Source organism: Nocardioides endophyticus, from assembly GCF_039543845.1.
Taxonomy (GTDB): domain Bacteria; phylum Actinomycetota; class Actinomycetes; order Propionibacteriales; family Nocardioidaceae; genus Nocardioides; species Nocardioides endophyticus.
The window spans coordinates 124,514-145,104 of sequence record NZ_BAABKN010000027.1; the positions used below are offsets into that span (position 1 = coordinate 124,514).

The following is a 20,591-nucleotide window of genomic DNA, read 5'->3' on the forward strand; positions in this document are numbered from 1 at the left end:
CGTGAGGCTCGCCGACTACCTCGACAAGGGGGCGTCCCTCGGACCGGACGCGCCCTGCCTGACGACCGACGGCGAGACCTTGTCGTACGCCGAGGTGCAGGATCTCAGCGGTCGGATCGCGGCCGCGCTGGTCGCCCACGGCGTACGCCCGGGCGAGAAGGTCGCCATCTTGTCGGCGAACGACCCGCTGGCCTTCACCTGCGTCTTCGGGATCAGTCGAGCCGCAGCCGTGTGGTGCCCGATCAACCCTCGCAACGAGGCTGCCGAGAACCAGGAGCTGCTCGAGCTCTTCGAGTGCGTCACGTTGTTCTTCCAGGAGCGGTTCGCGCCGCTCGTGCAGCAGATCCGTGGAGACCTCCCCCAGCTTTCCACGCTGGTCTGCATCGATGGCGACGTGCCCGGCGCGCTGTCGTGGGAAGACTTCGTGGCAGGCCACGTCATCGACGTTCCCCCCGTCGATGACGTGGCCATGATCGTCGGCACCGGGGGCACCACCGGCCGGCCCAAGGGGGTGATGCTGACGGGCACCAACCTCGAGACGATGACCGCCATCACCCTGATGAGCTACCCGTTCGAGGGCCGGCCGGTCTACCTCGCGCTCGCACCGCTCACCCACGCGGCGGGCGTGCTGTGCTTCCCGGTGCTGGCGCTCGGCGGCGAGATCGTGGTGATGCGCGCTCCCGACGTCGGACAGTTCCTCGAGCTCGTGGAGCGACATCGCGTCACCCACACGTTCCTGCCGCCCACACTGATCTACATGGTCCTCGCTCACGAAGCGCTCGACACCACGGACCTCTCGTCGCTGCAGTGCTTCTGGTACGGCGCGGCGCCGATGTCGGCAACCCGGCTCGAGGAGGCACTGGTGCGCATCGGGCCGGTCATGGGTCAGCTCTTCGGCCAGACCGAGGCGCCGATGATGATCTCGACGCTGCCGCCGCGCGACCACTTCCGGCCCGACGGCAGCATCGCCCACGAACGGCTGTCATCAGCGGGGCGACCGGCCCCGCTGGTGACGGTCTCCATCATGGGCGACGAGGGCGCCCTGCTCCCCCGCGGCGAACGCGGGGAGATCGTCGTCCGAGGCTCGCTCGTGATGGCGGGCTACCACCGCAACCCGGAGGCGACCGCCGAGGCCTCGGCGTACGGCTGGCACCACACGGGCGACATCGGCTACCTCGACGACGACGGCTTCCTGCACATCGTCGACCGAGCGAAGGACATGGTCATCACCGGCGGCTTCAACGTGTACTCGACCGAGGTCGAGCAGGCGCTGATGGCGCACCCGGACGTGCAGGACTGTGCGGTGATCGGTCTGCCCGACGAGAAGTGGGGCGAGCGCGTCACCGCCGTGCTGCAGCTGCGCCCGGGCGCCAACGTGGAGCCGGCCGAGATCACGGCGTTCGTCAAGGAGCGCATCGGCAGCATCAAGGCGCCCAAGCAGGTGGAGGTCTGGCCAGACCTGCCTCGCTCGAAGGTCGGGAAGGTGCTGAAGTCCGACATCCGGACGTCGCTACAGTCGCCCGCATGACTGACAACCGCACCGTCCCCGATCTGTTCCGGCTCGACGGCAAGGTGGCGATCGTGACGGGGGCGTCGAGCGGCCTCGGCGTCGCGTTCGCCCAGGGGCTCGCCGAGGCCGGCGCCGACCTGGTCCTCGGCGCCCGGCGGGTGGACCGGCTCGCCGACACGGCCAAGCTCGTCGAGGCGGCCGGGCGGCGGGCACTGACCGTCGCGACCGACGTCGCCGACCCCGACTCGTGCAGCAACCTGGTCGCACTCGCCGTGGAGGAGTTCGGCCGGGTCGACGTGCTGGTCAACAACGCCGGCATCGCTACGGCGGTACCGGCGACGCGGGAGGCACCCGACGACTTCCGCACGGTCATCGACGTCAACCTCAACGGCTGCTACTGGATGGCGCAGGCGTGTGGCCGGGTGATGCAACCGGGATCGAGCATCATCAACATCAGCTCGGTCCTCGGCATCACGACCGCGGGACTCCCCCAGGCGGCGTACGCCTCCTCGAAGGCCGGCCTGATCGGGCTCACGCGCGATCTCGCCCAGCAGTGGACCGGCCGCAAGGGCATCCGGGTCAACGCGATCGCGCCCGGGTTCTTCACCTCGGAGATGACCGACCAGTACCCGCCCGGCTACCTCGAGTCACAGCAGCAGCGGATCCCCGCAGGCCGCAAGGGCGACCCGGCCGAGCTCGCGGCCGCCGTACTGTTCCTCGCCTCCGACGCCGGCGGCTACGTCACCGGCCAGACCCTCGCCGTCGACGGCGGCATGACGATCACTTAAGGCTTGTTTCTTTAGTGATTTGATCTAGATTGGAGCTCCGTACCCCAGGAGGCTCCATGTCCGTGACCGACCAGCTGCTCGAGAACAACGAGAAGTACGCCGCCGGCTTCGACGGCCCGCTCCCCCTCCCGCCGGCCAAGCACGTCGCCGTGCTCGCGTGCATGGACGCCCGGATCAACGTGTACGGCGTCCTCGGGCTCGAGGAGGGCGAGGCCCACGTGATCCGCAACGCCGGCGGCGTCGTGACCGATGACGAGATCCGTTCGCTCGCGATCAGTCAGCGGCTGCTCGGCACCCGCGAGGTCGTGCTCATCCACCACACCGACTGCGGGATGCTGACCTTCACCGACGAGGAGTTCAACGCCGCGCTCCAGGAGGACACCGGGCTGCGTCCCACCTGGGCGGCCGAGGCGTTCGACGACCTCGACGCGGACGTCCGCAAGTCGATCGGGAGGATCAAGGACAGCCCGTTCGTCCCCTACACCGACTCGGTGCGCGGCTTCGTCTTCGACGTCGCGAGCGGACGGCTGCGCGAGGTCTCCTGAAGCCGCGCACCGACTGTCAGTGGTGGTGTGACAGCCGTTCGCGGAGACCGAGCGCGTCGCGGATCGTGAAGTAGAGATCCGTCTGGTCGGTCAGCCCGACGATGTTGGCCGCACCGGGCCCGTAGCCGGCGACCCGCAGCTGCGTGCCCGTGTGCTGCTGCGAGGTGCCGGTCGAGGTCGCGTAGTTGATCGCCATCGGCGCCTCGTCGGCAGTGGTGAGCGTGACCGTCTTGCCGGGCGAGTCGCTGCCCACCTCGATGATCTGGCTGGTGTGGGCGTGGTCGGCCGTGACGAAGACCGACGTGTTGCCGTGCTTCTTCGCGTAGGCCAGGGCCACCTGGACGGCCTCGTCGAGGTCGACGGTCTCGCCGAACTGCCCGCATGCGTCCGACGCGTGGTCCTGCTTGTCGATGCTGGCACCCTCCACCTGGAGGAAGAAGCCGTTGCGGTTCTCGAGCAGGTCGATGGCCTTGTCGGTCATCTCGGCGAGGGTCGGCTGGGTGGACGGACGCGCCGGGTTGTCGGTGCACTTCACACCGGGCAGCTTCGAGCCCCCCGCCGTCGCCGCCGGTCCGACCCACCGCACCGGCAGGTTGCCGGGCGCGAAGAGACCGAGGAGGGGCCTGCGCTGGTCGGCTCGGCGGATGCCCGCGAGGCCGGCCTCGTCCGCGACCAGCTGGTAGCCGCGCTCCCGTGCCTGCTGGGTGAGCGTCTTGCCCGCCCAGCTGCCGGCCTTGGCCGTCTGCGCAAACGTCGTGGATCCACCACCGAGCGTCACATCGGGGCGGGTGTCGAGCAGCTGCTCGGTGATCGAGCCCAGCCCGCCGTTCTCCTTGGCCTCGGCCGTGCAGGTCGCCGTCGCCTGGTCGGGGCCGTAGCAGGAGCGCGCCGAGATGTGCGAGACCTGGACCGCCGGGGTGGCGTCCTGGATCTCCGAGGTCGTGACGTCACCGGTCTTGAGCCCGTTGGCCTTGGCCAGCTCGAGCAGGGTGCGCTGCGGGGTGCCGTGGATGTCCACCGAGACCGCGTTGTCGTAGGTCTTCGTGCCGGTCGACCAGGCGGACCCGGTGGCCGCCGAGTCGGGCACGTAGTCGGGCAGGCCGGTCGCCTTCGTCAGGGAGTACGTCGTGTACTGACCGGTCAGCGGCAGCGCGTCGATCCCGGCGAACCGGCCCGCAGCGCCCTTCGCGTAGTTGCGGGCGGAGGTGATCTCCGAGTCGCCCATGCCGTCGCCGATCAGCAGGATGACGTTACGAGCGTGGCCGCCGACGACGGCCTTGCGTACGGCGTTGGTCCGGTCACCGTCGTTGCGGGTGGCGCCGCCTTTGTCGGACAGCGCGTCCGGCGACGTGCCGGCGGAGGCGAGGGTGCCGGTGACAGAGATCGCGAGAGCGGCGAGCCCGGCGACGACGAGCCAGGGCCGAGAGGTGCGTGCATGCATGCCGAGGGGGTCCTTCCGAGTCAGGATGTCGACTCGAGCCGACCAGTCCCAGGTGAACGGCCGACCACGTTGCGGTGACGGCAACATGGCACTGCAACACGGACTCAGGCTCGCGCGCCCGGCGTCTCCTCCGTCCCCGGTGGACGCCGTCGGTCGTGTTCGCCGTCGGGCTCGAGCTGGCGCACTGAGGCGGGATCAGCCGCTCGTGCCCGCGATGTTGACCATCCAGCTGACCCCGAACTTGTCGGTGAGGTCGCCGAACCAGTCGCCCCACGGCGCCTTCTCGAGCGGCACGTTGACGGTGCCTCCTGCGGCCAGTCCGTCGTACCAGCCCCTGAGCGTGTCCACGTCGTCGCCGCTCAGCGCGATCCGGCCGTTCGCGAAGTCGCCCTCCATATGGCTGGGCACATCGGCGCCCATCACCTGCACGGAGTCCGACACCGACAGCGCGGAGTGCATCAGCTGGTCGGACTCGCTGTCAGGCACGCCCATGCCACCCTGGTCGGCGAACGTCATCACCTCGAGCTGGCCGCCGAAGACGGACTGGTAGAATTCCATCGCCTCCCGGGCCTGGCCGCGGAAGTTGAGGTACGGGTTGAGCTGGGTGGTCATGTCACGCTCCCTTGTCGATGGTTCGTCGGTGCTGTGTGGAGTCATTGACCACCCTCGCACCGCGAACTCATCGGCGTAAGGCATCAGCCGGCGTCGGGGACCGCCTGTGCCTTCGCCCACCGGTAGTCCGCCTTGCCGGACGGCGACCGCTGCACCGACGGCACCCGGATGATCGCCTTCGGCACCTTGTAGCGGGCGATGTGCCTCTCGGCCTCGGCGACCAGCTCCTCGTCGGTCGCCTCGGCGCCCTCCTCGAGCTGGACGACGGCCACAGCCTCGCTCCCCCAGCGCTCAGACGGCCGGCCGACCACGATGACGTCGCGTACGGCGGGATGCGCGGCGAGCGCGCGCTCCACCTCCTCGACGAAGATCTTCTCGCCGCCAGAGTTGATCGTGACGCCGTCGCGGCCGAGCAGCACGATCTGCCCTTCGGCGTTGATGATCGCGCGGTCTCCGGGGATCGAGAACCGTACGCCGTCGATGACCGGGAACGTGCGCGCGGTCTTGGCCGCGTCGCCGTGGTAGCCCAACGGCACCCGGCCGCGCTGCGCCAGCCAGCCCTCTCCCTCGCCGGTGTCGATGACACGGGTGAAGAGGTCGTCGACCAGGGCCGTGGCGGCGACCGGGTTGAAGGTGGCCGTGCCCGCCTCCATGCCCTTGAGCGAGAGCGAGCTCATCTGGAGCCCGGTCTCGGAGGCGCCGGCGGCGTCCATCACCAGGATGTGGGGCAGGGTCTCGAGGATCCGGTCCCGGACACCGGGGGTCAGCGGGGCACCGCCGTTGTTGAACGCCGCCAGTCCGGACAGGTCGTAGTCGCCGCGCTCCACCTCCTCGATGAGGGGCAGAGCGACGGCGTCGCCGACGACCGGGATGCTGACGACCCGCTCGCGCGCCGCGACCCGCATCGCGTCGGCCGCGTCCAGGCGACGGACCTCGTCGGGCAGCACGATGGTGCCGCCGCTGGTGATCGTGTGAAACGTCGACCACTGTGCCGCACCGTGCATGAACGGCGGGATCATCAGCAGCTTCATCGAGCCGCCGGCGTTGCGAGCGGCCTCCGCGATGGCGTCGTACGACGCGAACGGCTCGTTCGTCCCGAACGGGGTGCCGCCCATGGAGGTGACGTAGATGTCGTCGTTGCGCCACAGCACGCCCTTGGGCATCCCGGTGGTGCCGCCGGTGTAGAGGATGTAGAGGTCGTCGCCGTCCGGCTCGGGCAGCCCGCTCGCGGGCACCGGCGTCGCGACGGCGGCCTCGTAGTCGATCGCGCCGGGCAGCAGGTCGTGGCCGGACTCGTCCGCCACCTGGATCAGCAGCTCCAGGTCGGGCAGCTGGTCGCGGATAGCGGCGAGAGTCGGCGCGAACTCACTGTGATACACGAGCGCCTTCGTCCGGGCGTCGGTGAGGAGGTAGACCAGCTCTTCCTCGACGTAGCGGTAGTTGACGTTGAACGGCGCGACCCGGGCCCGGAAGGAACCGACCATCGCCTCGATGTACTCGTTGCCGTTGTGGAGGTAGATGCCGAGGTGGTCCTGGCCCGACTCGTGGCCGGCCAGCTCCTCGCGCCCGACGTGAGAGCCCAAGCCGTGCTGGACGAGCAGGGACGCGAACCCGGTGGACCGCGCGTCCATCTCGGCGTACGTCACCCGCCGGTCGCGCCAGACCAGGACCACCTGGTCGGGCACCGCGGCCGCCACGGTGGAGAAGACCGTCGACAGGTTGAATCCGTGGGCATCGGGACCGGGCATCGTTGACCGCCTCGCGCTAGAACGGGTTCTCGTTCGCGCGATGCTAGCGACTCCGCGCCTCCAGCGTCGCGAGGTCGCGCTCAGCGAACCGGCGGTGCTCCCACTCCTCGCTCAGGATGGCGCCGATGCAGCGGCGAACCGGATAGCTCTCCGACGCCGGGTAGCCGGGCTCGAGCACCGGGTCGGTCATCTCGGCCAGACGCTCGTCGGTGAGACCGGCGACCACCGCGCCGACCCGGGCCATCCGGTCGGCGCGCACCGCCAGCACCTCGTCGAGGCTCGGCCGCGCGTCGAGGTCCTGCGGCACCGTCCCCGGCCGGTCGTCCATCTCGGAGTGCGGCAGCCCGAGCGGGTGGTACGGCGTCGGGTCACCGAGCAGCGCGCGCAGCACCCAGGCGTCGGTAGCCATGATCAGGTGGCGCAGGGTCTCGATGAACGACCACTCCTCGTCGACCCGTTCGTCGAGCAGCTCGGGCGGCAGCCGCCGGGCCCGGTCGACGGTCTCGGCCCAGCGCCGCTCGATGATCGGCCACGCCGTACGAAAGCCGTCGGCATCCTCCGGTCGCATCAAGACGCGCTCCGGGTCGAGCCGGTCCATCTCGGCCCGCACGTACGGCGCGACGTCGACGCCGTTGACGATCAGGCTCCCGAAGTCACCGTCGAGCTCGAGCCGGTCGGCCCACACGCCCCGCAGGAGGGCGCCACTCATGTTCAGGTCGCTGAACCGGCTGTTGCTCAGGTCGACGATCTTGAAGCGGGCGCCGGTCAGGTCACGTTCGATGAACTCCACCATGGCGGCAGCCTGCCACCAGGCACCGACAGTGCGGAACACTCAGCGATGCTGCGTCACCGATGGATGGGACGCGGCAGGCTCGCGTTGGCGACCCGGTTCTCCGAGTCGATCATCCAGGCGAGCTGCTCGAGGCGCTCGATGATCGCGTGCAGGATGTCGGCGGTCGTGGGGTCCTCCGCGTCCACGTCGTCGTGGATGCGTCGAGCGGTGCCCGCGACGGCATACAGGCTCGCGGTGATCAGGTCGACGGCGTCCGCGGTGTTGATCTCACCGGTCGGGAACTCCGGGAGGCTGGACTTCTCCGCGACGGTGGCCGCGCGGCCGTCCGGGGTCACGTAGACGGCGCGCATCCGCTCGGCGACCTGGTCGGAGAACTCTCGAGCCGCGTCGACGACCTCGTCGAGCGCCAGGTGCAGGTCGCGGAAGTTGAGGCCGACGACGTTCCAGTGCGCCTGCTTGCCGACGAGGTGCAGGTCGATCAGGTCGACGGAGAGCTGCTGGAGGTGGGTGGCCAGCTGCTCCGAGGCGGTGAACGGCGGGCGGGCGGCGTGAGTGGTCTGGTCGGAGTGCAGGAGATCGGTCATGGCTCCAGCCAACCACCTATTCTGGATCAATTCCAGAAAGGTGAGGCTAGCCTCAACCCCGATCCGAGGCCGGATACTAGGGGTCGTGCGCGCCAACCATCCCCTCTCCGACCCGCTCGGCTTCGCTCGAGGCGGCGAGGGTGCGATCACCGGCACCGTCGTCTGCGCCGCCGCCATCGCGGCCGGCGCCGGCACCGTGGACACGACCGCTCAGCTCAGCGTGGCCATCGCCGGCACGGTGATCGTCTACTGGATCGCGCACCTGCACGCGATCACGATCGGCAGTGCGATGAACCAGCACCACCACCCGCTCGCCGCCGTCCGGCACGCGTTCTGGGAGGCACTCCCGATCGCCGGAGCGTCCCTGGTGCCGCTCGGCATCCTGTTGATCATGCGGCTCTTCGGCGCCAGCCTGATCGTCGGCGCCTGGACGGCGCTCTACGCGACGATCGCGCTGCTCGCGATCTACAGCTACCAGGCCGGCGCCCGGGGCGGCCTGGGGATGCGTGGCCGGCTCGCCAGCGCCCTCGTCGGCGCCCTCGTCGGTGTGCTGGTCGTCGTGCTCAAGCTGCTCCTGCAGCACTAGAAAGCACGAGAGGCCCGCGCGACGCGCGAGCCTCTCGTGGTGGAGCAGGTGGAGCGATCAGGCGAGGTCGAACCGGTCCGCGTCCATGACCTTCGTCCAGGCGGCGACGAAGTCGCGCACGAACTTCTCCGCGGCGTCGTTGCTCGCGTAGACCTCGGCGAGTGCCCGCAGCTGCGAGTTGGAGCCGAAGATCAGGTCGACGGCGGTCGCCGTCCACTTCAGGTCGCCGCTGGCGGCGTCGCGGATCTCGTACACGTTCTCCGCCGACTCCGAGGCCTTCCACTGCGTGCCCGAGGCCAGCAGGTTGGCGAAGAAGTCGTTGGTGAGCACGCCCGGACGGTCGGTGAGCACCCCGTGCTGCGCACCGTCGACGTTGGTGTCGAGCGCCCGCAGGCCACCCACCAGGACCGTCATCTCCGGTGCCGACAGGCCGAGCATGTACGCGCGGTCGACGAGCAGCGTCTCCGGCTGCAGCTTCTCGCCCGGCCGCACGTAGTTGCGGAACCCGTCGGCGCGGGGCTCGAGCACCTTGAACGAGTCGACGTCCGTCTGCTCCTGCGTGGCGTCGGTGCGGCCCGCGTGGAACGGCACGGTCACGTCGACACCGGCGTCCTTCGCGGCCTTCTCGACCGCGGCAGAGCCCGCGAGCACGATCAGGTCGGCCAGCGAGACCTGGGCGCCACCACCGGCGTTGAACTCACCCCGGATCTCCTCGAGCTTCTCGAGGACCGCGGCGAGCCGCTCGGGCTGGTTGACCGCCCAGCTGCGCTGCGGCTCCAGGCGGATGCGGGCTCCGTTGGCACCACCACGCTTGTCGGTGGACCGGAAGCTCGCAGCCGAGGCCCATGCGGTCGAGACGAGCTGCGACACGGACAGGCCGGACTCCAGCACCTTCGCCTTGAGCGCGGCGACGTCGGCGTCACCGACGAGCTCTCCCTCGACGGCCGGCACCGGGTCCTGCCACAGCTGCGGCTCGGGGACCCACGGACCGAGGAAGCGCGCAACCGGACCCATGTCGCGGTGCAGCAGCTTGTACCAGGCCTTGGCGAAGGCCAGCGCGAACTCGTTGGGGTTCTCCAGGAAGCGGCGCGAGATCTTCTCGTACGCCGGGTCGAACCGCAGCGCGAGGTCGCTCGTCAGCATCGTGGGCTTGCGCTTCGGCGAGTCCGCCGCCGGGCCGGGGATGATGTCCTCGGCGTCCTTGGCGACCCACTGGTGCGCACCCGCGGGGCTCAACGCGTGCTCCCACTCGTACTTGAAGAGCAGCTTGAAGAAGTCGTTGCTCCACCGGGTCGGCGTCGTGGTCCAGGTGACCTCGAGACCCGACGTGATGGCGTCGGCACCCTTGCCGGAGCCGTAGGCGCTCTTCCAGCCGAGGCCCTGCTCCTCGAGCGGGGCACCCTCCGGCTCCGGGCCGACGAGGTCGGCGTCGCCGGCTCCGTGGGTCTTGCCGAAGGTGTGGCCACCGGCGATGAGGGCGACGGTCTCCTCGTCGTTCATGGCCATCCGGGCGAAGGTGTCGCGGATGTCGCGGGCCGAGGCCAGCGGGTCCGGGTTGCCGTTCGGACCCTCGGGGTTGACGTAGATCAGACCCATCTGGACGGCGCCGAGGCTCTCGTGGAGTTCGCGCTCCTCGGCGTACCTCTCGTCGCCCAGCCAGGTGTCCTCCGGGCCCCAGAAGATCTCCTCCGGCTCCCAGACGTCCTCGCGACCGAAGCCGAAGCCGAAGGTCGTGAAGCCCATGTCCTCGAGCGCGACGTTGCCGGCCAGCACGAGGAGGTCGGCCCAGGAGATCTTCTGGCCGTACTTCTGCTTGACCGGCCACAGCAGGCGGCGCGCCTTGTCGAGATTGCCGTTGTCGGGCCAGCTGTTCAGCGGCGCGAACCGCTGCCCGCCGTCGCCGGCGCCGCCGCGGCCGTCGTAGATGCGGTAGGTGCCGGCTGCGTGCCAGCTCAGGCGGATCATCAGGCCGCCGTAGTGACCGAAGTCGGCCGGCCACCAGTCCTGCGAGGTGTTGAGCACCTCGACGAGGTCGCGCCGGAGCTCGGCCAGGTCGAGCTTCTCGAACTCGGCGGCGTAGCTGAAGTCCTCGCCGAGCGGGTTGCCCTTCGACGAGTGGCTGTGCAGTACGGAGAGGTCGAGCTGGTTGGGCCACCAGTCCCGGTTGGTGTGGGGCCGTCCGCCGGTCTTCGGGGTGGGCGCGTCGAGCGCGGGGTTCTCGCTCTCGCTGCCCGAGCCGTCGTGCATCACCGGGCAGCCCCCTTCGGGGTTGGACTTGCTCTCGCTCATGGTCTTTCGCGCTTCCTTCCAACGGGGGTGTTCATTGCTGGGTTCATTGCTGGGTTCACTGCCCGGCTCATTGCCGGGCTGGTGCGATGGCGCAGGAGGGACACCGGCCCCAGTAGATGACCTCGGCCTCGTCGACCACGAAGCCGGAGTCGTCGGAGGCGGTGAGGCACGGCGCGTGGCCGACGGCGCAGTCCACGTCGGCGATCGCCCCGCAGGAGCGGCACACGACGTGGTGATGGTTGTCTTCGACGCGCGACTCGTAGCGCGCGACCGACCCGGTCGGCTGGATCCGGCGTACGAGTCCCGCGGCGGTCAGCGTGTGCAGCGAATCGTAGACGGCCTGATGGGAGACCTCGGGCAGGTCAGCGCGGACGGCGCCGATGATCGACTCGGTGTCGGCGTGCGGGTGGGAGTGGACCGCCCCCAGGACCGCGACCCGGGGCCGCGTCACCCGGAGCCCGGCACCCCGCAGCAGCTGCGGGAAGTCGTCGGCCGGGGTCACGTCGGCAGTCTTGCGCGCTTTCTGGAACGAGTCAAGAAAATGGAATGGTGTGTCCCAGTGCGACCGTCACGGGGCGGTCGCAGCCGCCACGGCCGATTCCTGCGTCTGCCGCCGAGAGCCGTACGTCGTGAGCAGCTCGCCGACCACGAGCGCGACCACGGCAGCGAGGATGACGACGGGCATCTGGCTCGCCGCCGCGTCTCCCAGGAGCAGCACCACGAGGAGCACGCTGGTGATCGGCAGGCCGATCACGGCAACGCCGGCCGCCATCCCGATCGCCAGCGCCGGCACCAGCTCGACGCTCGGGACGAGAGTGAAGGCCAGCACGCCGATCGCCGCACCCAGGAAGATCGCCGGGAACGCCGGACCGCCCCGGAACGCGCCCAGGCACACGGCGTACGCGACACCCTTCAAGACGATGAGCGCGACGAGCGCGCCGGTGGACCAGGAGTCCGGGCTGCTCGCGAGCGTGCCCAGCGTCGCCTGTCCCGAGAGGGCTACCTCGGCCGGGGAGTGATCCGTCAGCACGGCGTACAGAGCCGCACCGCAGCCGGCGACCAGCCCGGCACCGATCGTGCCGGCGAGGACGTGCTCGCCGGCGATGACCGCTACCCGCTTGCCGACGCCGAAGATCACCCACGTCACGACGCTCACCGCAGCGGCCAGCGGGAAGACGAGGACCACGTCACCCACCGACAGGCCGGTCGCCTCCAGGTCGGGGATCGCGAGTGAGCCGATGCCGAACCCGGTCCAGTCACCGAGGCCGGTGAACAGCACGGCGCCGACGCCGCTGGCCACCAGGCAGGGCAGCAGCACCAGCGTCGCCTGACGCCGTGCGAGCCCGACGATCTCGAGGAACAGGATCGCGGCGATCAGCGGGTTCCCGAAGATGGCGGAGATGGCGGCGGCCGATCCCGCACCGGACAGGATCATGGTGGCTTGGGGGTCGTCCGCGAACCTGGTCCACCTGATGGCGAGCAGGGCCAGTCCCCCGCCGAGCGCGATCAGGGGCGCCTCGGGTCCGACCACTGCTCCCAGCGCGAGACCGGCGCCGGCCGCGAGGACGACGCCGGGCACGGCACTCGCCGAGGCCCCGCCTGCGGAGAACCCGTCCGCGGGCACGTGACCGCCGTGGCCGGGCAGGTATCGCACCGCCAGACCGACCAGCACTCCGCCGAGTCCGAGCGCGGCAATCGCCCACCAGGCCGGCGGCTCGGCGTAGCCGAGCTCGTGCGGCAGCGAGTGCCAGAGCAGGTGCTCGAGCTCGTGCACGGCGGCCAGGAAGAGGAACGCCACCAGGGACAGCGGGATCCCCAGCAGTGCAGCGCCTCCGAGCAGCGCGAGGTAGCGGCGGTTGTGCAGGTCCGGACCGGCCACTGCCTCACTGGTCATGCGCTGAGGCTAGTGGTCAGGAGGCGCTCGCTGACGCGTCCTGCGTGCTCGTGGTGTCCGCGGTGTCCGTCGTGCTGGTGGAGCTCCCGGTGATCGAGGCGATCAGGCCGCCGCGGACGGGGAGGATGACCTCGCCCACCAGACCCGGGCCGACGGTGCCGGTGACCCGACCCTCCTGGCCGACGACGCCGCCGTCCTCGCGGTCGACCGACGAACGGCGTGCCATGGTGCCTCCGAGTCTGCAGCGAACGCCCGACCGGCATCCTGTGACGGGGATTCAACCAGTGGAACGGACGCCGCGCATCCCGATCCGTCGAACCGCCGGTCCGGCCGGTAAGTTCGCGGCGTGTCCGACAACCGCCCACGCCGTACCTTCGCGGTGATCAGCCACCCCGACGCCGGCAAGTCCACGCTCACCGAGGCCCTCGCCCTGCACGCCCGGGTGATCACCGAGGCGGGCGCCGTCCACGGCAAGGGCGGACGCCGCGCGACGGTGTCGGACTGGATGGACATGGAGAAGGCGCGCGGCATCTCGATCACGTCGGCGGCCCTCCAGTTCGTCTACCGCGACCACGTCGTCAACCTGGTCGACACCCCCGGTCACAGCGACTTCTCCGAGGACACCTACCGCGTGCTGTCCGCGGTCGACTCCGCCGTGATGCTGGTCGACGCCGGCAAGGGGCTCGAGCCGCAGACGCTCAAGCTCTTCAAGGTCTGCGCGCTTCGGGGAATCCCGGTGATCACGGTGATCAACAAGTGGGACCGGCCTGGCCTGGCCGCGCTCGAGCTGATGGACCTGATCGAGCAGCAGATCAAGCTGCGCCCCACTCCTTTGACCTGGCCGGTCGGTGAGGCCGGCGACTTCCGCGGCGTGCTGGACCGTCGTACGGGCGAGTTCGTGAAGTACACCCGGACCGCGGGCGGCGCGACCCGCGCCCCCGAGGTGCGGATGCCGGCCTCCGACGTCGACGAGATCGATGCGGCTGTCTGGCACGACGCGGTCGAGGAGCACCAGCTGCTGTCGGCCGACGACGCCGACCACGACCAGGAGGGCTTCCTGGCCTGGCGTACGACGCCCGTCATGTTCGCCTCCGCGCTGCAGAACTTCGGCGTCGCCCAGCTCCTCGACCTGCTCCTCGACCTGGCCCCGGCGCCGCACGCGACCGAGGGCGTGGACGGCTCGGTGCGCGAGGTCGAGGACCCGTTCAGCGCGTTCGTCTTCAAGGTGCAGTCCGGCATGAACGCCGCCCACCGCGACCGGGTCGCCTACGCGCGGGTGGTGTCCGGCGAGTTCGACCGCGGCATGATCGTGACCCATGCCTCGACCGGCCGGCCGTTCGCGACCAAGTACGCGCAGGCCGTCTTCGGTCGGGAGCTGTCCTCGATCGAGCACGCCTATCCGGGCGACATCATCGGCCTGGTCAACGCCCAGGCTCTGCGCGTCGGCGACACGATGTACGTCGGCGACAAGATCGAGTTCCCGCCGGTGCCGAGCTTCGCCCCTGAGCACTTCCAGACCGCCACCGCCGCGGACATCGGGCGCTACAAGCAGTTCCGGCGCGGCATCGACCAGCTCGACCAGGAGGGTGTCGTCCAGGTGCTCCGCTCCGACCTGCGCGGCGACCAGAGCCCGGTGCTCGCCGCGGTCGGGCCGATGCAGTTCGAGGTCGTCCAGGAGCGGATGACCAACGAGTTCAACTCCCCCATCCGGCTCTCGCGGCTCGACTACCAGGTGGCCCGTCGTACCGACGCCGCCGGAGCGACCGCGCTCGCGGGCAAGCGCGGCGTGGAGGTCCTGCAGCGCTCGGACGGCACCTACCTCGCGCTCTTCGTCGACCAGTGGCGCGCCGGCACGACGGCCCGCGACAACCCCGACGTGATGCTCGAGGCGCTGCCTGCCGGCGGCGGCTGAACCCCGCAGATCAACTTCGATTTTCAATCGATAGGGTCGCGACCCATGGTGGTGCGCGCGGAGCAGTTGAGACGGGGCGTCCGTTTCGCCGCAGACCTGTACGGCGGCAAGGCGCGCGGGCTGCTCGACGTCCACGTGCGCCGCAACGACTTCGCCCGGCTGCGCTCCGTCGTCGACCCCTACCCGGTCTACGAGCAGATCCGGACAGCCGGTTCGTTCGTCGTGACGCCGACCGGGCACCTCGCGTCGGCCGACCATGCCATCTGCGACGAGGTCCTGCGCAGCCGCAGGTTCGGAGTCGCGCCGGAGAGCTCGGCACCGGTGGACCAGGCCTTCGACCGCTCGTTCCTGACCCGCAACCCGCCCGACCACACCCGGCTGCGGCGACTGGCGGCCCCTGCGTTCGCCCCCAGCCGGCTGGCCGACTTCCGCGTCATGGTCGAGACGACCGTGACCCGCCTGCTCGACGACGTCGCTGCTGCCGGGACGTTCGACCTGGTCCCGAGCCTGACGTCGCCGTTGCCGGTCGCAGTCATCAACGAGCTGCTCGGCCTCCCAGAACGCGAGGGGACCACGCTGGCGGCGTACGGCGCGGTCCTCGGCGACGCCGCGCCGGGGTTCCGCTCCCTGCGGCACGCGCAGCAGGTGATGGTGGCCGCCGACAAGCTGACCCGGCTGCTCGACCAGATCATCGACGAGCGCCGCAGGGAGCCCCGTGACGACCTGATCAGCGCCCTCGTCGCCGCCGAGGGCGACGGCGACGCACCGATCCGCGCGGACGAGCTGGTGCCACTGTGCCGGATGCTGCTCATCGCCGGGTTCGAGACCACGGTCGGCCTGATCGGCAACGCCGTCGACACCCTCCTCGACCACCCCGACCAGTGGGCGCTGCTGGTGGCGGATCCCGAGCTCGCCGGGGCCGTGGTCCAGGAGACCCTGCGGTTCGACCCGCCCGTGCAGCGCACCGGCCGGGTGTCCTTCGACGAGACCGAGGTCGCCGGCCGGCCGATCGCCGCCGGCCAGTGGGTCAACGTGCTCATCGGCGGCGCCAACCGGGACCCCGCCGTCTTCCGCGATCCCGCAGCCTTCGACATCACCCGCACCGACGCGGGCGAGCACCTCGCGTTCTCCAGCGGCATCCACCACTGCATCGGCCGCCCGCTCGCCGAGCTCGAGGCGACCATCACGCTGCGGGTCCTCGCCGAGCGGATGCCGAGCCTGCGCCGAGCGGGGCGTGTACGACGCGGCAACGCGACCCTCGTCCGGATGCCGCTGAGCCTGCCGGTCCGCGCCCACTGATCCTCAATGTTCGGTACCCGGCCCCGCGTTTCGCCGCTGTGGCTGCCCGACCGGCCAAGGTCGTACCCGAGAGCCAGCCGCCGACCGGGAGAACGCATGAGTGTCATCGAGCTCGTCGACCAGTCGGCGGCGACCGCCCTCGAACACGCATCGGCCCTGGAGGCGCACCTGCGAACGGCGGGAGACGCGGCCGATCCGGCCATGCTCGAGTGCCGGGAGGAGATGCACCAGCTCGTTGCCGACATCGTCTCGCTTCGCAATGCGGCCGAACTGCTCAAGCGGGAGCTCGCGAACGCGAGCTGACCAATCGTGGTGCGAGCACGCGAGTAGTCGTCGAGGCGAATGCGGGGAGCGCTCCTGGGCTACCAGGAAGACGTGGACGCAGAAGGAGGAGCCGAGCGGCCATCGGCGGCGCCCGGCCTGCTCTTCGGCATCGGCCTGGGCGGTTTCGTCGACGGGATCGTGCTGCACCAGATCCTGCAGTGGCACCACATGGTCAGCGACGTCGAAGGAGCACCGACGACGACGGTCGGCGGCCTCGAGGTCAACACGATGGCTGACGGGTTCTTCCACGTCGGGACGTTCCTCGTCGTCCTCGGCGCCTCCATCGTCACCATCGCGCTCTGGCGGCAGGGACGGATCGCACCGAGCTGGTCCTTCCACGTGGGCGGCATGCTGGCCGGCTGGGGCCTCTTCAACCTGGTGGAGGGCCTGGTCGACCATCAGCTGCTCGGCGTCCACCACGTCCGTGACGACCTGGGAGGTCCGCTGTCCTGGGAACTCGGCTTCCTCGGCGTCTCCCTGCTCCTCATCGCGGCCGGCTGGGTCCTGATTCGACGCGGCCGGACCTGAGCCGATGGACCACGTGGCGGCTCGTTGACCAGCGCCACGGCGCCGAGCGGCACGGTGAGCCAGGTGCCGTGCGTCCTACTACCTCGGGCGGGTGCCGCGCGCTTGGGAACGTGCGTGTCCGCCACCAGCACGATCTCCGTCGTCATGACATCAATCAACAGAGGAGTCCGCCGCAGACAACGCGGGAAACAAATGAGACCGGGCTGGCGCTGATCCCCTGAATTCGGGTTCAACGCCAGCCCGGGCCTGCTTCTTCGGTGGAGCTGAGGGGATTCGAACCCCTGACCCCCTGAACCGAAAGGCATATCCACAACATCTCGGAAGATCTCGACCGAACACCCGCCGACATCGCTCTCACCTGGGCCAACGCCCTGGATCACGAGCACTGACATCGCCCACGTTACCTGACCTGTTGGCACCCGCTCGGCTCACTTCGGGCGATCTCGACACCAGAAGTGCCGCCTTTCCGCCGCTTTCAGATCGACAGTTGCGGACGGCCGCTTTGTCGGAGCAACGCAACGCCACGAAGACTACGGACTTGCCACCGGCACGCCAGGCAGCCTGCCTGCCGGGCCCGCGGCACGTTGCAGGGCCAGCGGAGCAGGAATTCGAACCTGCGACCTCTGGACAAGATCGGAGGCCCTCACCGGGCTACCTCAGACTGCGGATTCCCCTGGAAAACCTCGGTTTGCTGAGGAGGTTCCCCATCGGACGCCTTCAACTCTATCGGAACGTCTCGGGTCACTTGCCGGTCGTTTCTGATGACATTTCGATGACCTGTCAGATCCCTTACCCGACCCAGTGGCGAGGGAGATCGAGTGAGGCCATCGCAACCATCGGCAAGGACCCTCATCCTCCAGGCCTGGGCACCCCGAACGCGCCCGCCATGACTACCGCGCTCGTGCCATCGCCCGCGTCCCGGAAGAAGAAGCCGTTCCTACTCCCTCCGCCCACGCGATGGCGGGAACGCCTGCTGCTCCACCATGACCCCGTACCTCGAAACCATCGACAGCGTCGACGCTCTCGACGACCTAGCCTCCCTGCTGTACACCTCTGACACCTACGCGCTGTTGTTACTTGCTGGAGCAGTTCAGGACTTGGCAGTCGACGCGGACGAGCTCACCCTCCGCTCGCTTGAGAACGATGGGAAACCGTCGCGAACGAGCCTGGAAGATCTCGCGACCTTCATCCCTTTTCAAGTCGTGCTCATTACCCTGTCAGACATGATCTAGGACCCGACCGGTGCCACCACTCTGAGGTTGCAGATATGCCCACGATGCGCCGCTAAGGGGCAACGTCCGCTCCAAGGCGTCATCCAAGTTCTGGGAGTCCCTCTACTCCATGTGCACCAGTTCGAGCGCAATCCCGTCCGGGTCACGAAACGTGAGCTGATGGCCATTGGGCGGCATGACCACGACAGGAGTGAGGCGGTCCCCGCGGCTTCGCAGGATGGCTTCCACCGACGCTAGATCACTCAATTCCGCCACAGCGAAGGAAAGATGGTCCAATCCTGGGCGGCGCTCATCGAAGGCTGATGGCTCCGGCACGTCGTGCTGACGGAGGACAATCGCCAAGTCCCCGGGAAGAAGTCCATACGCGAACGTCGTTGATTCGCTTCGCCCAACTGCTTGCTTCGACCAGCCGAGGACCTCGGAATACCAGCGCTCACTCCGGCCGAGATCAGAGACAGTGATGCTGATGTGCGATATGGCTGTAGTGGGCATGACCAAGGGTATACGGGGGCTGTGCCCTCGTTGAGACCTTTGGCCGAGTCAAACCTGCGCGGCACCGGCGTTCCCTTCCGATCCTGCACTCGGCGACACTCGACGCCATCCAACTTCGCCATGAACACGCTGAGCCGCGACTTCCGCCTCCGAGGTACAGAAGTAGCGGCAAAGCCAAGCGTTTTAAGGTCGAACCGGATGTAGCCGACTTCGACGGATCGACCTGAAAGCGCTCGCCCAGCGAGGGGAGCTCGATCCGGCCCATCGTGGCGTCGTCTGGACGCTGCCCGTATTGAGCTGGATGGCGGCTTCTTCGGCCTGCCCGACCGCTGTCGTCGAGTACGTTCGCCGTCGCTAGGGTCGGATCAGCGGATCGAGGCGTCCGTGGCTCGCACAACATCAGCAAGCCAGACGACCTGCCCGCCGAACCCTGCGACCGCCGCCGGGCGGACCCACCGGTACGTGCTGTGCTCCCAGTTGAGCTCGAGCCGCCGCCGCTGCGTGCGAGCACTGAAAGTGTGGACCTGCCAAGGCGGACCGCTCAATGCAGGGAGTTCCAAGACTGGGCCAGCCACAAGGTCGTCCAGCTCTCGCAAGCCGAGGCCTGTCTCCTCGTGCACCTCGGTGACAGCCTTCTCCAGGGGCTGATGACCCAATTCGACGAAGCCGGTGATGCAGTGCCACAGTCCGCCGTCGTGGCCGACTTCTGGGCTCCGCTTGAAGAGTCCAATCCGGCCACGCCAGGTAAGAACCACTGCGACCACTGTGCGCTCAAGCATCCCGGGGTACGCGGGTATGGACGAGGCCTCAGAGACCAACGGCGTCCCAGCAACGTCCACCATTGCCTCCCGGTTCTCAGGACAGATAATCTAACATTGTCCGATTAAGACTCTGTCGCGCAACCCCGGATGGGAACGAAAGCCGCGAGACTCTGTCGATCGACGTCAGGAGCGCATCGCGAGCAGACTCGCCTCAAGGTACGGACCGACCGCTCGACCCGCAGTATCGAACCCCGCTCCCGCCCCTGAACCGGCGCGTCGACGATGCTCGATGCCCGCCGCGATGACCGCGATCTTGTAGTTGGCCAGGGCGAGGTGGAGATCGAGGTCGACGAGAGGAACGCCGCCGGCCGACTCGTACGCGGCTGCCAGCCCTTCAGGATCGGGCAGGTGAGAACTGGTCCAGGCGCTGCTCTCGCCGACGATCCAGTCGAAGGCCGGGTTCCGGTAGGCCAGCATGGTCGCCACGTCGGCGACCGGGTCGCCGATCGTGCACAGCTCCCAGTCGACGATGGCCGCTACACGCGGTGACCCCGAGGCCCCCAGATCGAGGATCGTGTTGTCGATCCGGTAGTCGCCGTGGACGATGCCGGTCGATCTCTGCTCGGGAAGGAGCTCAGCCAGACGCTCGCTGACGACCGATGCCAGGTCGTCGAACGAACCGTCGCTGACCAGGCTCCACTGCCCCGACCACCGCTTCAGCTGGCGCTCGGCGTAGGCGTCCGGCCGACCGAACCGCTCGAGCCCGACAGCCACGTGGTCGACCGCATGGAGGGTGGCGAGCGCCCCGACGAGCTCCCGGACGACGGCGTCGAGGATCGATTCGTCGAGCGCGGTCAGATCCGCACCCGATTGCAGGGTCCGGCCAGGGACGTACTCCGCAACCGCGAACGGCCCACCCAGCACGGCCTCGTCCTCGCAGACCGCCACGGCCCGGGCGACCGGTACGTCGGTGGTACCGAGTGCCGTGGTCACCCGGAACTCTCGTGCCACATCGTGGGCCGACGGCGTGCGTCCGGTGCGCGGCGGCGTACGCAGGACCCACTCTCGGGTGCCGTCACCCAATCGGAAGGTGAGGTTGGAGCGACCGCCGGCGATCAGCGCGGAGGTCAGCGGCCCTGCCGGGGTGACGCCAACGGCGGACATCACGGCAGCAACGCCGGCGAGCTCGGGCGCGGTCAGGCTCACATCCGGGGGCGCTTCGGTGGTCAGACGGCGGGTCACGGGATTCTCCT

21 protein-coding genes are annotated in these 20,591 nt (G+C 69.2%); 9 read left to right on the plus strand and 12 right to left on the minus strand.

Translation table 11 applies throughout. From position 1 onward, the window contains the following. Position 1: 1 nt before the first annotated feature. From ABEA33_RS21135 to ABEA33_RS21145, 3 genes are read left to right on the plus strand one after another with little or no spacing between them, the layout of a single operon-like run. A complete protein-coding gene (locus ABEA33_RS21135) occupies positions 2-1,528 on the plus strand; it encodes an acyl-CoA synthetase (RefSeq protein WP_345528993.1) in 1,527 nt (508 codons plus the stop codon). Further along, entirely contained in the window at positions 1,525-2,298 is a 774-nt protein-coding gene (locus tag ABEA33_RS21140; protein WP_345528994.1) for an SDR family NAD(P)-dependent oxidoreductase, read from the plus strand. Before ABEA33_RS21135 ends, ABEA33_RS21140 begins: the two co-directional genes overlap by 4 nt. A gap of 56 nt (positions 2,299-2,354) precedes the next feature. Beyond that, the gene (locus tag ABEA33_RS21145) at positions 2,355-2,843 is read left to right on the plus strand and encodes a beta-class carbonic anhydrase (protein ID WP_345528995.1); all 489 of its coding nucleotides are present in this window, start codon (positions 2,355-2,357) and stop codon (positions 2,841-2,843) included. Positions 2,844-2,859: 16 nt separating this feature from the next. On the opposite strand, the gene phoA is transcribed toward ABEA33_RS21145, so the two are convergent. The 5 genes from phoA to ABEA33_RS21170 form a co-directional block, all read right to left on the minus strand. Beyond that, on the minus strand, positions 2,860-4,284 hold the full coding sequence (gene phoA, locus ABEA33_RS21150; RefSeq protein WP_345528996.1) for an alkaline phosphatase: 1,425 nt from the start codon (positions 4,282-4,284) through the stop codon (positions 2,860-2,862). 195 nt (positions 4,285-4,479) lie between these two features. Beyond that, positions 4,480-4,896 (minus strand): VOC family protein, encoded by a 417-nt coding sequence (locus ABEA33_RS21155; RefSeq protein ID WP_345528997.1) that lies wholly within the window; start codon positions 4,894-4,896, stop codon positions 4,480-4,482. A gap of 83 nt (positions 4,897-4,979) precedes the next feature. After that, a complete protein-coding gene (locus ABEA33_RS21160; RefSeq protein WP_345528998.1) occupies positions 4,980-6,644 on the minus strand; it encodes an acyl-CoA synthetase in 1,665 nt (554 codons plus the stop codon). A 43-nt stretch (positions 6,645-6,687) separates the two neighbouring features. Beyond that, on the minus strand, positions 6,688-7,476 hold the full coding sequence (locus ABEA33_RS21165; protein ID WP_345528999.1) for a DinB family protein: 789 nt from the start codon (positions 7,474-7,476) through the stop codon (positions 6,688-6,690). Positions 7,477-7,490: 14 nt separating this feature from the next. Then, positions 7,491-8,021: a Dps family protein gene (locus ABEA33_RS21170; protein ID WP_345529000.1), complete on the minus strand. Its 531-nt coding sequence runs from the start codon at positions 8,019-8,021 to the stop codon at positions 7,491-7,493. Positions 8,022-8,106: 85 nt separating this feature from the next. Between ABEA33_RS21170 and ABEA33_RS21175 the strand changes: the two genes are divergently transcribed. Then, positions 8,107-8,607 (plus strand): hypothetical protein, encoded by a 501-nt coding sequence (locus ABEA33_RS21175; RefSeq protein ID WP_345529001.1) that lies wholly within the window; start codon positions 8,107-8,109, stop codon positions 8,605-8,607. A 57-nt stretch (positions 8,608-8,664) separates the two neighbouring features. Here the strand turns inward: ABEA33_RS21175 and katG are convergent, their stop codons facing one another. The 4 genes from katG to ABEA33_RS21195 form a co-directional block, all read right to left on the minus strand. Then, a complete protein-coding gene (gene katG, locus ABEA33_RS21180) occupies positions 8,665-10,896 on the minus strand; it encodes a catalase/peroxidase HPI (RefSeq protein ID WP_345529002.1) in 2,232 nt (743 codons plus the stop codon). 67 nt (positions 10,897-10,963) lie between these two features. Beyond that, positions 10,964-11,398: a Fur family transcriptional regulator gene (locus ABEA33_RS21185; RefSeq protein WP_345529003.1), complete on the minus strand. Its 435-nt coding sequence runs from the start codon at positions 11,396-11,398 to the stop codon at positions 10,964-10,966. Between the two features lie 66 nt (positions 11,399-11,464). Then, positions 11,465-12,790, minus strand: coding sequence for a chloride channel protein (locus ABEA33_RS21190; protein ID WP_345529006.1), 1,326 nt, complete (start codon positions 12,788-12,790; stop codon positions 11,465-11,467). Between the two features lie 16 nt (positions 12,791-12,806). Continuing rightward, on the minus strand, positions 12,807-13,016 hold the full coding sequence (locus tag ABEA33_RS21195) for a hypothetical protein (protein ID WP_345529008.1): 210 nt from the start codon (positions 13,014-13,016) through the stop codon (positions 12,807-12,809). Between the two features lie 120 nt (positions 13,017-13,136). Here ABEA33_RS21195 and ABEA33_RS21200 point away from each other — a divergent pair, with 120 nt between their 5' ends. The 5 genes from ABEA33_RS21200 (at position 13,137) to ABEA33_RS21220 (ending at position 18,085) form a co-directional block, all read left to right on the plus strand. Beyond that, on the plus strand, positions 13,137-14,702 hold the full coding sequence (locus ABEA33_RS21200) for a peptide chain release factor 3 (protein ID WP_345529009.1): 1,566 nt from the start codon (positions 13,137-13,139) through the stop codon (positions 14,700-14,702). 45 nt (positions 14,703-14,747) lie between these two features. Next, entirely contained in the window at positions 14,748-16,001 is a 1,254-nt protein-coding gene (locus ABEA33_RS21205) for a cytochrome P450 (protein WP_345529010.1), read from the plus strand. Positions 16,002-16,097: 96 nt separating this feature from the next. Beyond that, a complete protein-coding gene (locus ABEA33_RS21210) occupies positions 16,098-16,304 on the plus strand; it encodes a hypothetical protein (RefSeq protein WP_345529012.1) in 207 nt (68 codons plus the stop codon). A gap of 72 nt (positions 16,305-16,376) precedes the next feature. Then, the gene (locus ABEA33_RS21215) at positions 16,377-16,853 is read left to right on the plus strand and encodes a DUF2243 domain-containing protein (RefSeq protein WP_345529014.1); all 477 of its coding nucleotides are present in this window, start codon (positions 16,377-16,379) and stop codon (positions 16,851-16,853) included. A 983-nt stretch (positions 16,854-17,836) separates the two neighbouring features. Beyond that, the gene (locus tag ABEA33_RS21220; protein ID WP_345529015.1) at positions 17,837-18,085 is read left to right on the plus strand and encodes a hypothetical protein; all 249 of its coding nucleotides are present in this window, start codon (positions 17,837-17,839) and stop codon (positions 18,083-18,085) included. 102 nt (positions 18,086-18,187) lie between these two features. On the opposite strand, the gene ABEA33_RS21225 is transcribed toward ABEA33_RS21220, so the two are convergent. The 3 genes from ABEA33_RS21225 to ABEA33_RS21235 all read right to left on the minus strand — a co-directional run bounded on the left by ABEA33_RS21225 (position 18,188) and on the right by ABEA33_RS21235 (position 20,580). After that, complete coding sequence (locus tag ABEA33_RS21225; RefSeq protein WP_345529017.1) at positions 18,188-18,577, minus strand: VOC family protein; 390 nt, start codon at positions 18,575-18,577, stop codon at positions 18,188-18,190. A gap of 365 nt (positions 18,578-18,942) precedes the next feature. Next, the gene (locus tag ABEA33_RS21230) at positions 18,943-19,419 is read right to left on the minus strand and encodes an NUDIX domain-containing protein (protein ID WP_345529018.1); all 477 of its coding nucleotides are present in this window, start codon (positions 19,417-19,419) and stop codon (positions 18,943-18,945) included. 102 nt (positions 19,420-19,521) lie between these two features. Continuing rightward, complete coding sequence (locus tag ABEA33_RS21235; RefSeq protein WP_345529019.1) at positions 19,522-20,580, minus strand: phosphotransferase family protein; 1,059 nt, start codon at positions 20,578-20,580, stop codon at positions 19,522-19,524. Positions 20,581-20,591: the final 11 nt, after the last annotated feature.

Coding starts and splice junctions, on each gene's coding strand:
- phoA (WP_345528996.1), bottom strand. CDS start 4,284: ATGCATGCACGCACCTCTCGGCCCTGGCTCGTCGTCGCCGGGCTCGCC.
- ABEA33_RS21190 (WP_345529006.1), bottom strand. CDS start 12,790: ATGACCAGTGAGGCAGTGGCCGGTCCGGACCTGCACAACCGCCGCTAC.
- ABEA33_RS21225 (WP_345529017.1), bottom strand. CDS start 18,577: ATGCCCACTACAGCCATATCGCACATCAGCATCACTGTCTCTGATCTC.
- ABEA33_RS21230 (WP_345529018.1), bottom strand. CDS start 19,419: ATGGTGGACGTTGCTGGGACGCCGTTGGTCTCTGAGGCCTCGTCCATA.
- ABEA33_RS21205 (WP_345529010.1), top strand. CDS start 14,748: ATGGTGGTGCGCGCGGAGCAGTTGAGACGGGGCGTCCGTTTCGCCGCA.
- ABEA33_RS21220 (WP_345529015.1), top strand. CDS start 17,837: ATGACCCCGTACCTCGAAACCATCGACAGCGTCGACGCTCTCGACGAC.
- ABEA33_RS21160 (WP_345528998.1), bottom strand. CDS start 6,644: ATGCCCGGTCCCGATGCCCACGGATTCAACCTGTCGACGGTCTTCTCC.
- ABEA33_RS21140 (WP_345528994.1), top strand. CDS start 1,525: ATGACTGACAACCGCACCGTCCCCGATCTGTTCCGGCTCGACGGCAAG.
- ABEA33_RS21145 (WP_345528995.1), top strand. CDS start 2,355: ATGTCCGTGACCGACCAGCTGCTCGAGAACAACGAGAAGTACGCCGCC.
- ABEA33_RS21155 (WP_345528997.1), bottom strand. CDS start 4,896: ATGACCACCCAGCTCAACCCGTACCTCAACTTCCGCGGCCAGGCCCGG.
- ABEA33_RS21170 (WP_345529000.1), bottom strand. CDS start 8,021: ATGACCGATCTCCTGCACTCCGACCAGACCACTCACGCCGCCCGCCCG.
- ABEA33_RS21210 (WP_345529012.1), top strand. CDS start 16,098: ATGAGTGTCATCGAGCTCGTCGACCAGTCGGCGGCGACCGCCCTCGAA.
- ABEA33_RS21195 (WP_345529008.1), bottom strand. CDS start 13,016: ATGGCACGCCGTTCGTCGGTCGACCGCGAGGACGGCGGCGTCGTCGGC.
- katG (WP_345529002.1), bottom strand. CDS start 10,896: ATGAGCGAGAGCAAGTCCAACCCCGAAGGGGGCTGCCCGGTGATGCAC.